This window comes from Actinomycetota bacterium (assembly GCA_035697485.1).
GTDB lineage: Bacteria > Actinomycetota > UBA4738 > UBA4738 > HRBIN12 > JAOUEA01.
Window position 1 is genome coordinate 92,020 of sequence record DASSCU010000064.1, and the last position, 11,962, is coordinate 103,981.

At 70.2% G+C, this 11,962-nt stretch carries 14 protein-coding genes; 9 read left to right on the plus strand and 5 right to left on the minus strand.

Translation table 11 applies throughout. The features are described from left to right. Nucleotides 1-18 precede the first annotated feature (18 nt). Nucleotides 19-1,029 (minus strand): dihydroorotate dehydrogenase 2, encoded by a 1,011-nt coding sequence (locus VFI59_17250; GenBank protein HET6715445.1) that lies wholly within the window; start codon nt 1,027-1,029, stop codon nt 19-21. 18 nt (nt 1,030-1,047) lie between these two features. Here VFI59_17250 and VFI59_17255 point away from each other — a divergent pair, with 18 nt between their 5' ends. After that, a complete protein-coding gene (locus VFI59_17255) occupies nt 1,048-1,596 on the plus strand; it encodes a phosphoribosyltransferase family protein (GenBank protein ID HET6715446.1) in 549 nt (182 codons plus the stop codon). On the opposite strand, the gene VFI59_17260 is transcribed toward VFI59_17255, so the two are convergent. Beyond that, nucleotides 1,593-2,474 (minus strand): cytochrome c oxidase assembly protein, encoded by an 882-nt coding sequence (locus VFI59_17260; GenBank protein ID HET6715447.1) that lies wholly within the window; start codon nt 2,472-2,474, stop codon nt 1,593-1,595. The two genes, VFI59_17255 and VFI59_17260, sit on opposite strands and share 4 nt — an antisense overlap. Before the next feature lie 153 nt (nt 2,475-2,627). On the opposite strand from VFI59_17260, the gene VFI59_17265 reads away from it, so the two are divergent. From VFI59_17265 to VFI59_17295, 7 genes are all read left to right on the plus strand, one after another. After that, nucleotides 2,628-3,206, plus strand: coding sequence for a cytochrome c oxidase subunit 3 (locus tag VFI59_17265; protein HET6715448.1), 579 nt, complete (start codon nt 2,628-2,630; stop codon nt 3,204-3,206). Between the two features lie 4 nt (nt 3,207-3,210). Beyond that, nucleotides 3,211-3,972 carry a c-type cytochrome gene (locus VFI59_17270; GenBank protein HET6715449.1) on the plus strand — a complete coding sequence of 254 codons (762 nt, stop codon included), beginning with the start codon at nt 3,211-3,213 and terminating at the stop codon, nt 3,970-3,972. Then, nucleotides 3,969-4,808 carry a Rieske (2Fe-2S) protein gene (locus tag VFI59_17275; protein HET6715450.1) on the plus strand — a complete coding sequence of 280 codons (840 nt, stop codon included), beginning with the start codon at nt 3,969-3,971 and terminating at the stop codon, nt 4,806-4,808. The genes VFI59_17270 and VFI59_17275 overlap by 4 nt, the downstream gene beginning before the upstream one ends. After that, nucleotides 4,805-6,241: a ubiquinol-cytochrome c reductase cytochrome b subunit gene (locus VFI59_17280; GenBank protein HET6715451.1), complete on the plus strand. Its 1,437-nt coding sequence runs from the start codon at nt 4,805-4,807 to the stop codon at nt 6,239-6,241. The genes VFI59_17275 and VFI59_17280 overlap by 4 nt, the downstream gene beginning before the upstream one ends. Then, a complete protein-coding gene (coxB, locus tag VFI59_17285; GenBank protein HET6715452.1) occupies nt 6,238-6,993 on the plus strand; it encodes a cytochrome c oxidase subunit II in 756 nt (251 codons plus the stop codon). The genes VFI59_17280 and coxB overlap by 4 nt, the downstream gene beginning before the upstream one ends. 71 nt (nt 6,994-7,064) lie before the next feature. Next, nucleotides 7,065-8,663: a cytochrome c oxidase subunit I gene (gene ctaD, locus VFI59_17290; protein HET6715453.1), complete on the plus strand. Its 1,599-nt coding sequence runs from the start codon at nt 7,065-7,067 to the stop codon at nt 8,661-8,663. Next, entirely contained in the window at nt 8,660-9,043 is a 384-nt protein-coding gene (locus VFI59_17295) for a cytochrome c oxidase subunit 4 (protein ID HET6715454.1), read from the plus strand. Before ctaD ends, VFI59_17295 begins: the two co-directional genes overlap by 4 nt. Before the next feature lie 28 nt (nt 9,044-9,071). Here VFI59_17295 and VFI59_17300 read toward each other — a convergent pair whose 3' ends face one another. Together VFI59_17300 and VFI59_17305 are read right to left on the minus strand one after the other, a co-directional pair. Continuing rightward, nucleotides 9,072-9,791 (minus strand): 50S ribosomal protein L11 methyltransferase, encoded by a 720-nt coding sequence (locus VFI59_17300; GenBank protein HET6715455.1) that lies wholly within the window; start codon nt 9,789-9,791, stop codon nt 9,072-9,074. Between the two features lie 37 nt (nt 9,792-9,828). Then, nucleotides 9,829-10,326 (minus strand): DUF309 domain-containing protein, encoded by a 498-nt coding sequence (locus tag VFI59_17305; GenBank protein ID HET6715456.1) that lies wholly within the window; start codon nt 10,324-10,326, stop codon nt 9,829-9,831. A 79-nt stretch (nt 10,327-10,405) separates the two neighbouring features. Between VFI59_17305 and solA the strand changes: the two genes are divergently transcribed. Next, entirely contained in the window at nt 10,406-11,521 is a 1,116-nt protein-coding gene (gene solA, locus VFI59_17310) for an N-methyl-L-tryptophan oxidase (protein ID HET6715457.1), read from the plus strand. Here the strand turns inward: solA and VFI59_17315 are convergent. Further along, nucleotides 11,518-11,943, minus strand: a complete 426-nt coding sequence (locus tag VFI59_17315; protein ID HET6715458.1) for a MarR family winged helix-turn-helix transcriptional regulator — start codon at nt 11,941-11,943, stop codon at nt 11,518-11,520. The genes solA and VFI59_17315 overlap by 4 nt on opposite strands. Between the last annotated feature and the right edge of the window lie 19 nt (nt 11,944-11,962).

Below are 11,962 nucleotides of genomic sequence, written 5' to 3' on the forward strand. Positions count from 1 at the left end.
GCACATCTTGACCGCCGATCAACGGCCCCGCAACACCGAGCGACGTCCGGCGAGCGCCGACGTGAGCGCTCCGAGCACCCCGGGGCCCTCGTAGATGAGCGCGGTGTAGATCTGCACGGTGGTGGCGCCTGCTTCGAGGCAGGTATCGACGTCGGCCCCCGACGCGATGCCGCCGCACGCGTTGACCGCGACCTCGTCGCCGACGGCCGCCCGCACGTCGGCGACGATGCGCGGCGTGTGCGGCCACAGCGCGCGCCCCGACAAGCCTCCCCGGCCGACCGCGAGGCGCGCATCCTCGACCGGCCTCGTGTTCGAACAGGTCAGTCCGTCGGCTCCCGCATCCCGTGCGATCGTCGCGAGCGACGTCACGACCTCGCGTTCGATGTCGGTGAAGAACGGCGGCAGCTTCACGAGCACCGGCTTCACCGTCCGGGCACGGAAGGCTTCCACGAGCGCGCGCAGGTGCGCCTCGTTGTCGCGGTCCCGACCCCAGGAGACGTTCGGGCAGCTCGCGTTCAGCTCCACTCCATCGACGAGCGGCTCCAGGAGCTCGAGCGCCGACACTGCGTCGGCGAGATCTTCGTCGGCCAGGCTGACGAATCGCGGCGCCGGACCCCGACCCCGGTGACGCAGCGTGGCGGCGACCGCCTCGGCGCCGGGGTTCGGGAGCCCCATCGCGTTGACGATCGAGCGGTGGCGTGTCGACCGCGCGATACGAGGGAACGGATTGCCGGCCCGAGCCGCGCGGGTGATCGTGCCGCCGACGACGTACCCGAACCCGAGTTCGCCGAGAGCGTCGAGGTGGCGGCAGGACTTGTCGAACCCCGCGGCCAACCCGATCGGGTTGCGCAGCGCTACGCCGCAGAGGTCGGTCACGAGCGCAGGGTCGGTCGAGACCCCGCCGATCCGAGGCCACGGAAGCGGCAGACCCAGCATCGTCGTCGCGATCCGATGCGAGGTCTCCGGCGGCAACGCGAAGAAGAGGGGACGGCCGACCGTCGGATACCACCCTGCGCCCCGCGTCGCCATCGATCCCATCATGCCATCATGCCGACCATGGCCGACGACCTCGTGAGGCGCCTGGTCGAGGCGTCGGAGCTGCACGGCGACTTCGTGCTGTCGTCCGGTGCCCGTTCGACCGTCTACTTCGACAAGTTCTTGTTCCTGACCCGCCCCGAACTGCTCAGCGAGCTCGCTCACGAGGTGGCCGCGCTGCTGCCGGAGGGCATCGACCACCTGGCAGCCCCCGAGGGGGCCGCGACGCTGCTCGTGGCCGCCGTCTCGCTCGAGACCGGGCTGCCCGTCGCCGTGGTTCGGAAGGAACCGAAGCCCTACGGCACGATGTCGCAGGTCGAAGGGCACGCGCCTGCCGGCGCCCGCATCTGCCTGATCGAGGACGTGAGCACGACTGGACACCAGGTGCGCCGGGCCGCCGACGTGCTCGCCGACGCCGGCGTCACGATCGAGCGCATCGTGCTCGCGATCGACCGGGGCGGCGCCGACCACCTGCGGGATGCAGGCTACGACGTCGCGGCGGTCGCGGTGCTCCGTCCCGACGTGCCCCCTGCCCCGGGACCGGGTGCGGCGACCGGTTAGCCGGGCGCGATGCGGGCGGCGGCCACCGCTGCGTCCTCACGAGCCTCGATCCGGCGCTGCGCCTCGTCGTCGTGGCGTTTCCACGACGTCGCCACGAGCAGCATGGCCACGACGAGCGCGAGGTTCCCTGCGACCCACATGAGCACCGCCGCGTTCCGCTGGTCGGCGAGCGCCTGCGGACCCCACGGCGACGGAAGGGATGCGTAGGTCCCGTACAGCGGGGCATCGGCCGTATAGATCGCCAACGCGAGGAACGACATCGCGGGCATCGCCAGCAGGAGCGACAGCAGGCGCGCCCCGTACCCGATGGTGTGCGGGCTCGGATCGACACCGACGATCGGCCACCAGTAGACGAGGGCTGCACCTACCCACGCCGCATGCTCGACCGCGTGCCACTGCGTCGATGTCAGCGCCAGGTCGAAGAGGCGGCTCGCATGCACCGCGATCGGCACCCCGACGAACAGGCTCCAGCCAACGACGGGGTTGGCCAGCGCGCGCACGCCGCGCGACCGGAGCACACCCGCGAGCGCCCGGGCCCCGCCGGTCGGCAGCGTCGCGAAGGCGAGGGTGATCGGCGCGCCGAACGCGAGTAGGGGCGGCGCCACCAGCGTCAACAGCAGGTGCTGCAGCATGTGCATCGTGAACGACACGTCCGCGGACGAGTCGATCGGAGAGACCAGCGCCAGGACGAGCACGACCCACCCCGCCGCGAACGCAACCGGCCGGTGCGCCTGGAAGGGGCGGCCGAGCCGCCGGGCCCGGACGCAGCCGGCGACGTAGGCGGAACCCACTCCGAACAGGATCACCACCGTCACCGGATCGAGGGCCCACCGGTCCAGCGCCGCCCACGGAGCCGCCGGCAGAGTCGTCTCCGCCATCACGGCCACATCGTGTCAGCCCGCGGCGTCCGTCGCACCGGTGACCGTCGGAGATCGACGTCGTCGGTTGGACGCTCGGGACAACCGGGCGCTCGTCCGGTCGCCGGGCCCGCGTTGACCGACCCCCGCCGGACCGATACAACTTGTGCGCAGATGGCCCAGGTGTCGACGTCCGCCGCGCAACACCGTGCTGGTGCCTCCCCCATCCTGTTCGGGACGATCCTGTTCCTCGCATCGGAACTACTGTTCTTCGGAGGATTGTTCGGCGCCTACTACGCATTACGGGCCGAGACCTCGCCGTGGCCACCCGAGGGGGTGGAGCTCGAGACCCTGCTGGCCGCGGTCGCCACCGCGTTGCTGGTGCTCTCGAGCGGCACGTTCCACCTCGGGCTCGTCGCCGCGCGCCGGGAGCGCATCGGTGGTCTCCGGGCCTGGATCGCGATCACCCTCGTGCTGGGAGCGCTGTTCCTTTCGCTCCAGGTGCTCGACTACTCACGGCTCTCGTTCGAGGTCTCGAGTCACGCCTACGGCACGATGTACTACGCGATGACCGGACTCCACTGGCTCCACGTGGCCGCCGGCCTCGTGCTGATGTTCGTCGTGCTCGGACGTATCTCGCAAGGGGCATACCGGGGCCAGCACATCGACGGTCTCCATGCGGTCGGCTACTACTGGCACTTCGTCGACATCGTTTGGATCGGTCTGTTCGCGACCCTGTTCCTGGTGCGCTGAGATGGTGGGACGCGCGCGGACCGAAGCTCGAGTGCTCTCGCGGGTCCTGCGGGTCGGCCTCGCGCTCGCCGTGCTCGGCCAGATCGCGTGGTCGTTCCGCCCGGCGCCCTCGAACGCGCAGGCCGATCTCGAGGCCGAGGGCCGGGCGCTCTACGAGGCGAACTGCTCCACGTGCCACGCACTCGATGCCACCGGCACCGTCAACGGCCCGTCGCTGCAGGGGGTCGGTCCGGCGTCCGTCGACTTCATGCTGCGGACCGGTCGCATGCCCCTCGCGAACCCGAACGATCAGCCGCAGCGAGGTGAGCCGAAGTTCACGCCGGACCAGATCGACGCATTGATCGCCTACGTCGCTTCGATCGCGCCCGGGGGGGAACCGATCCCGACCGTTGACGCGTCCGCCGGCGACCTCGCGCTCGGCGCGGAGGTCTTCCTGAACAACTGCGCCGGGTGTCACGGTGCCGGAGCCTCGGGCGATTCCGTGGGCGGCGGTCAGATCGCCCCCTCGCTCTACCCTGCCGACGCCACCGAGATCGGCGAGGCGGTGCGGGTGGGCCCGGGAGTGATGCCGAGGTTCGGACCCGAGACGATCGACCAGCAGGAGCTCGACTCGCTCGCCGCCTACCTGCTGTGGCTCCGCGACAACGGCGACGAGGGCGGCCTGCAGCTCGGCCGCGTCGGGGCGGTCGCGGAGGGCCTCGTCGCCGTCGTGGTCGGCCTCGGCATCCTGGTCCTCGTGCTGCGGCTCACGGGAGCCAAGCGGTGAAGCGCCCGGAACGCATCGCGGCGGCGGCCTTCTCGGTCGCGATCGCCGCCGCGCTCGCGCTGTTCGTCGCCTACGTGCAGGGCAGCGGCCCACAGGCGGAAGGGGTCCTGCTCGCCCTGGCGCTGGGCGGCGTGGGCGTCGGACTGCTGGTGTGGGCCACACGCCTGATGCCGCACATCCGCGACGAGACGCAGCCGAGGAAGAAGACCACCCCCGCCACCGAGGCCGACCGCGAGTCGGCCGTCGAGACGGTGGAGGCGGGCGTCGACGAGATCAAGCGGCGTCGGTTCCTGTCGCGCCTGCTCGTCGGCGCCGCCGGCGCGCTGGGGCTCGCTGCGCTGATCCCGATCCGGTCGCTCGGCCGCTCGCCGGGAGACTCGCTGTTCCGGACGAAGTGGACGTCGGGGGCCCGCCTCGTCACTTCCGACGGCACACCCGTGACGTCGTCGACCCTCGAGATCGGCTCGTTCATCACCGTCTTCCCCGAAGGGCACGAGGGCTCGTCGGACTCGCAGGCGGTGCTGATCCGGGTCGCGCCCGACCAGCTGCAGCTGCCGCCCGAACGCGGCGCCGGGGCGCCAGACGGCCTGGTGGCCTATTCGAAGATCTGCACCCACGCCGGGTGTCCGCTCGGCCTCTACCTCGCGGCCACGCACGAGCTCCGGTGCCCGTGCCACCAGTCGACGTTCGACGTGTTGGACAGCGCACGTCCCGTGTACGGGCCGGCACCGAGGCCGCTCCCCCAGCTCCCGATCGAGATCGACGGAGCCGGGGGGCTGCGGGCGACCGGCGACTTCACCGACCCGGTCGGCCCGAGCTTCTGGGAGGAAGCGTGATCGTCCGCCGCCTGGTCGACGGGGTCGACGAACGGCTCGACGGCACGTCGTTCATCAAGCGCAACCTGCGGAAGGTCTTCCCCGACCATTGGTCCTTCATGCTGGGCGAGCTGGCTCTCTACAGCTTCGCGCTGCTCCTGCTCACGGGTACCTTCCTCAGCCTGTTCTTCGTCGCGTCTCCAGCCGAGACGGTCTATCGCGGACCGTACGCGCCGCTGCAGGGTCGCGAGGTCTCTCTCGCCTACGACTCGGTGTTGCGCATCTCCTTCGAGGTGCGGGCGGGGCTCGTGATGCGTCAGACGCACCACTGGTCGGCGCTGGTGTTCGTCGCCGCGATGACGGCCCACCTCGTGCGCGTCTTCTTCACGGGCGCCTTCCGCAAGCCTCGCGAGCTCAGCTGGATCATCGGGGTGACGCTGCTCGTGCTCGGCATCGGCGCCGGGTTCACCGGGTACTCGCTCCCCGACGACCTGCTCTCCGGCACGGGGTTGCGCATCATCTACTCGGCCGTGCTCTCGATCCCGGTGATCGGCACCTGGCTCGCCTACCTGTTCTTCGGGGGCGAGTTCCCGTCGGCTGAGCTGATCCCGCGGCTGTTCGTAATGCACATCCTGTTGATCCCCGCGTTGATCGTCGGCGCGCTCTCGGCCCACCTCGCCCTCGTGTGGCACCAGACCCACACCCAGTTCCGGCCCCAGGGCACCCCCGAGGAGTCGGTCACCGGCACGCCCGTATGGCCGAAGTTCGCGCTGAAATCTGTCGGCCTGGCGTTCATGACGTTCGCGGTGCTGACCGGGCTCGGCGGGCTCGTGCAGATCAACCCGATCTGGCTCTACGGCCCCTTCCTGCCGTACTCGGCGCCCTCCCCCGCCCAGCCCGACTTCTACGCTGGATGGCTCGAAGGCCTGCTGCGGCTCTGGCCGAACTGGGAGTTCCACGCCTTCGGGCACACGATCGGCGAGCTGTTCCTGCCTGCCGTCGTGGTCCCGGGCATCATCTTCACGGCACTGGCGCTCTGGCCGTTCATCGAGGCCCGGGTAACCCGCGACACGGCGATGCATCACGACGCGCAGCGCCCCCGCGAGGTGCCGGTCCGGGCGGGCGTCGGCGCGGCGGGTATCGCCTTCTTCGTGCTCCTCATGCTCGCCGGGTCCAACGACGTGCTCGCGAAGTACCTGCAGGTCGAGGTGGACACGCTGAACGGCGTGCTGAAGGTGCTGCTGTTCGTGGTGCCGGTGCTGGTGTTCGCGATCACATGGTGGATCTGCCGGGACCTGCGCGCGCGCGACGCCGCCCCGATCGCGAGGCCGGCGAGGGTCGAGTTCCGGCGCAACGCTGCCGGCGGCTTCGACGAGTCCCATGACGGCGCGGGGCCTGGCGCGGGGCCTGGGGAACCCGTCGCCGCGAGGCCGGCCGATCGGGAGGATCCATGAGGGGCCGCGCCTCACGCGTCACCGTGATCGCCGCCGCCGTGACCGTGGTCATGGCCTCGGTGACGTCGTGCTCGTCCTCGTTCGGCATGCCTCGCGGAAGCACCGAGCAGGGCGAGGAGATCTTCGACCTGTGGCAGATCTTCTTCTGGGCCGGCATCGCCGTGGCCGTGCTGGTCTACGGACTGATTGCCTGGTCGCTGATCCGATACCGGCGCCGGCGCCGGGAGTCGGACGCCGACCTCGGCCTCCAGTTCCACGCGAACGTGCCACTGGAGATCATCTACACGGCGATCCCCGTAGTCATCGTGATCGTGCTGTTCACGCTCTCGTTCGGCACCGAAGACCGAGCATCGTCGGTCTCGCCCACCCCCGACGTGGTCCTGCGCGCCGAGGCCTTCTCCTGGGGATGGCGGTTCGGGTTCCCCGACGAAGGGGTCGAGGTCGTGAGTGAGCCGAGCGCCGAGGGGGTGCCCGGGCCGGAGATCCTGCTTCCACTCGGGCGCACGACCCGCATCGAACTGACGTCGAACGACGTGGTCCATGCGTTCTGGGTGGCCGACTTCCTGTACAAGCGCGACGCGATCCCCGGCAGGGTGAACGTGTTCGACGTGACGCCGACCGAGATGGGCACCTACCACGGGGTGTGCTCGGAGTTCTGCGGCATCCACCACGCGTACATGACGTTCACGGTTCGCGTGGTGGACCAGAGTGAGTTCGATACGTGGATCGCGCGAGGGGCGGCGGCCGCGTGAGCCTCACGAGGGAACGCCCCGCGCCGGCTCCGGCCCCGACCGAACGCCCGCACGGCGGTCCCGTGGCATGGGTGACCACGACCGACCACAAGAAGCTCGGGATCATGTACTGCGTCACCGCGTTCACCTTCTTCCTGATCGGCGGGGCACTCGCCGGCGCGATGAGGGCTGAGCTCGCCGATACCGGCAGTCAGCTGGTCGGGGCGCAGTCGTACAACACGTTGTTCACGGTCCACGGCATCATCATGATCTTCCTGTTCGTGGCGCCGTTCGGGGTGGGTCTCGCGAACTACCTCGTCCCACTGCAGATCGGGGCGCCGGACATGGCGTTCCCGCGCCTGAACGCGATGGGTTACTGGTTCTTCGCGGGCGGCGGCTTGCTCGTGCTGCTCAGCTCGTTCGCGAGCGATGCGGGCGGTGTGGCGACCGGCTGGTACCTCTACCCGCCGCTCTCGGGTCCGCGGTACTCCCCAGGCGTGGGCCCCGATCTGTTGATCCTCGGCCTCGCGCTCGTAGCCATCTCCACGGTGATGTCGGGCGTGAACGTGATCACGACGACGTTCCTGATGCGTGCGCCGGGCATGACGATGTGGCGCCTGCCGGTCTTCACGTGGAACGTCGTCGTCACGGCGATCCTCGGGCTCGTGGCGTTCCCTCCGGCGGTCGCCGCCTTCGTGCTGCTGCTGTTCGATCGCCGGCTCGCCGGCCAAGCCTTCGATCCGCTCGGGGGCGGGGATCCGATCGTGTACCAGCACCTGTTCTGGTTCCTCGGACACCCGGAGGTCTACATCCTGATCCTGCCGTTCTTCGGGGTGATCACGGAGACCATCCCCGTGTTCAGCCGCAAGCCATTGTTCGGATACACGGGGTTCATCCTCGCCACCCTCGCGATCGGGGCGCTGTCGACCGGGGTCTGGGCCCACCACATGTTCACGACCGGGGTGGTCGACAATCCGTTCTTCTCGGCGATGACGTTCACGATCGCGGTTCCGACGGGCGTGAAATTCTTCAACTGGATCGGCACGATGTGGGGCGGCAAGCTCTCGTTCCGTGTGCCGATGCTGTTCTCGATCGGCTTCTTGTTGAACTTCCTGATCGGGGGCATCACCGGCGTGATGCTCGCGAGCGCCCCGCTCGACTTCCAGCTCGCCGATTCGTACTTCCTCGTCTCCCACTTCCACTACACGATGATGGGCGGGTCGGTCTTCGGCATCTTCGCCGCGATCTACTTCTGGTGGCCGAAGGCCTTCGGCTACATGCTCTCCGAGCGGTTCGGTCGCGCGGTGTTCGCCCTGATGCTCGTCGGGTTCAACCTCACGTTCTGGCCGCAGTTCGTGGTGGGTCTGCGCGGCATGCCGCGCCGCATCGTGGACTACGCGCCCGGACTCGGCTGGGATACACCCAACCTGGTCTCGTCGCTCGGCGCCCTGGTGCTGTCGGCCGGCGTGTTGCTCTTCCTGGTCGACGCGTTCACGTCACGGCGGCGGCGTACGCCGGCGGGCGACGATCCGTGGGGCGGATTCTCACTCGAGTGGGCGACCACCTCGCCGCCACCTGAGCACAACTTCTCCTCGCTGCCGCGCATCCGTTCGGAGCGTCCGGCCTTCGACATGCGGCACCCCGAGCTCGTGTCGGGCCCGCCAGCCACGGCCTCGGAGCCGCCCGCATGAGGATCGCACTGCGGTACCTGTGGGTGTACTCGGCCTTCGGGCTCGTGCTCGGTTCCGTCTACTTCGCCCTGACGCAGGAATGGGTGGGCGCCGTCGCCCTCTGGTTCCTCGGGCTGATGCCGGCCATCGTGGCCGTGTGGTGGATCCGGCACGGGCCGTCGGGCTCCGTTCGCGCCGCCGACGACCCCGATGCGGACCCTTCGTCGTCCGCGGGCGAGTCGCTTGGGTCGTTCCCGATGTCGACGGCCTGGCCCCTGTTCCTCGTGCTGGGCGTGATCGTCACGGGCGCCTCGCTCGTGTACGGACTGTTGTTGCTGCCCGTCGGCGCGGTGCTGCTCGTGTGGTCGATCGTCGGGCTCGCGCGCGAGAGCCGCGGGTAACGGCGCCCGGATCGAGCGCCTGGCCGCGTCAGGCGCGCACGCAGCGCCAGACCCGGAGCTCCCAGAGCAGCCGGCTGCCGCGCTGGTGCAGCTTCAGCAGTCCGTCCTTCATGAGGCGCGCGGTGGCCGTCGCCTTCGCCACGAGGTCGGGAAGCGGGAACGTGCGCTCGAGCACCGGCTCGATGTTGTCGCCGAACACGCGGCGGGCCGCGGCGAGGATCGCGTTCTCGTCCTGCAGCGTGCCGGTCGGCAGGTAGAGGCGGCCGCCGGGTTCGAGCGTGTCGCCGATCGTCTCCAACAGCTTGCGCGGGAGCTCGGCGCCGGTGGGGCCACCGGCCGGGACATCCTGGAACCACCCCGTGACGGCGGCGAGGTCGTCGGGGATGCCCGAGACGTCGCCGATCAGCACGGTCGCATGGACGTCGCGCATCGGTTCCAGCAGGTCGCCCTGACGGAACTCACAGACGTCGCTCAGGCCCAGGCGCTCGGCGTTCTTCGCCGCCATCTCCACGGCGGGACCCGACAGATCGCAGCCGTACACCCTCTTCGCGCCGAGCCTGGCTGCGACGAACGCCAGCACGCCGCTGCCGCAACCTACGTCGATCACCGTGTCGTCGGGCGCGATCTCGAGGGCGTCGGCGAGCGTCTTGCTCGTGCTCGTCGGGCTGAAGACGCCGGGGCGCACGAGCAGCGAGAAGGGGCCGGTCCTGCCCTTCCACTCGATCTCGCTCGTCTCGACCTGGGTCATCCTGGTCGCACAGGCTACACGTCGTCACAGGGCGCCGCTAGACGATCGGGGGGTCGAAGGTCACGTCTTCTCCTGGGACCAGGTCCCCGCGCTCGACGGCGGCCGCGTCGGCCTCGAGTTTGTCGTGCAACGCGCCGGTCGCGATGCCGTGATGACCGTCGGGATACTCCTTCACACGGCGGGAGGCGCGACGCATCAGGGTCTTCGCACCGTGCGCGTTCCCCCGTTGCAGATGCACGTACCCCGCTCCCATCTGCGAGAGCCCCTTGAAGAACTCGGCGTCGTCGGTGCCGCGGGCCTGTTTCCACGCCGTCTCCCAGGCCTCGTGCGCAGGGAAGTACCGCCCCTCGCGCACGTGCCGTCGCGCGAGCTCGTGGTTCTGATCGAGGGTCATCGAGTCGTAGTCCTCGAGCACCAGCTCGTTCTCGGCATCCCAGTCGAGCGGACGTCCGAGCCGGTCGCGAGGTCGCTCGGGCTTCTGCCGGGTCGGGCTCGGCAGTCCGGTCTTGCCCTCGGTCTCGGGGAGCTCGCGCATCGAGCCATGCTACCCCCCGGACGCCCGGTCGACGGGGGCCTCCCGGCTCGCGCGGAGCTCCTGCGCTACCGTTCCCGGCGTGGAACGGTTCGACGTGATCGTCGTCGGTGGCGGCGCGATGGGCACGGCCGCGGCCCGTGAGCTGGCTCGCCGCGGCCGCGCCACGGTGGTGCTCGAACGGTTCGCGATCGGACACGCCAACGGCAGCTCCGGGGGCCCGACCCGCATCTTCCGCTACGCGTACCACCGCCCCGACTACGTCCGGCTCGCGGTGTCGGCCCGCGAGGCCTGGCACGAGCTCGAGGTCGACGCCGACGAACAGCTCCTGCGCGTCACGGGCGGCATCGACGTGGGGCCGGCCGCCCTGCACCGAGCCGATCTGCTCGAGGACGCAGGCGTGCCGGTCGAACGCCTCCGTGGGCCCGCGGCCGAGGAGCGGTGGCCGTCGCTCCGGTTTCCTGCCGAGGCCGACGTGGTCTTCCAGCCTGACGGCGGCGTGCTCCACGCCGCGCCGACGGTGATCGCACAGGCGCGGCTCGCCGAAGCGAACGGCGCGACCGTGCGCACGGAGACCGTCGTGACCGACATCTCGACGGACGACGACGCCGTGGAGGTCAGGACCTCAACGGGCGACACCCTCAGCGCTCCCGTCGCGATCGTCGCCGCCGGGGCGTGGGCCGGGCCGCTGCTCGCTCGCGCCGGGATCGAGCTCACCTTGCGCCCGAACCTCGAGCAGTCGACGTACTTCGAGCTCGAGGACCGCGACGCGTCGTTGCCGACGCTGATCGACTGGCTCGAGGACGCCGGCCACCCCCCATACCTCGTGCCCGACCCGTGGGATGCCGGATCGTTCAAGGTCGGTCTGCACATGGCCGGCCCCGCCACCGATCCCGACGCCCGCACCTTCGATGCCGACCCCGAGCGCGTGGAACGGGTGATCGAGTACGTCGCGGGCCACCTGCCCAGCGCCCGCGCGACCGGTCGCACCGACACGTGCCTGTACACGATCACCCCCGACGAAGACTTCGTGCTCGACCGGGTGGGGCCCATCGTGATCGCCTCGCCGTGCAGCGGACACGGCTTCAAGTTCGTGCCGTTGTTCGGGCGCGCCCTGGCCGACCTCGCGACCGGCGAGGAGACGGCGTTCGACCGATCGGCGTTCCGTGCCGACCGGGCCGGGCTCCCGCGGCGCTAGTCCTCGTCGGCGAGCACCCCGAGGGCCGATCGGAGTGCCTCGTCGGTCTGGTCTCCGAGCCGCCGACGGGTGCGGGTCTCCAGCACCTGCATCGCACGTCGGAACTCGGTCGCGCATCGTCGTCCCTCGGTGGTCAGCGTGACGAGCTTCGCACGAGCATCGTCGGGATCGGGAACCCTGCGCACGTATCCCCGGGCCTCGAGGTCGTCGACCACCTGCATCATCGACTGCTTCGCGATGCCCGCGAGGCCGGCCAGCTCGCCCAGCCTGGTGCCCTTCCGCCGGTCGACGTGCAAGAGGACGACCACGTGCCCGGGCCGCACGTCGTCGTACCCGCGCTCGGCCATCGAGCTCGTGAGTGCCGTCGCCAACGCACGATGGGCCGCCAACAGCATCGAGGTGAGGTCGGGAGCTCGGGCCACCCCCGATTATGCTCGTCCA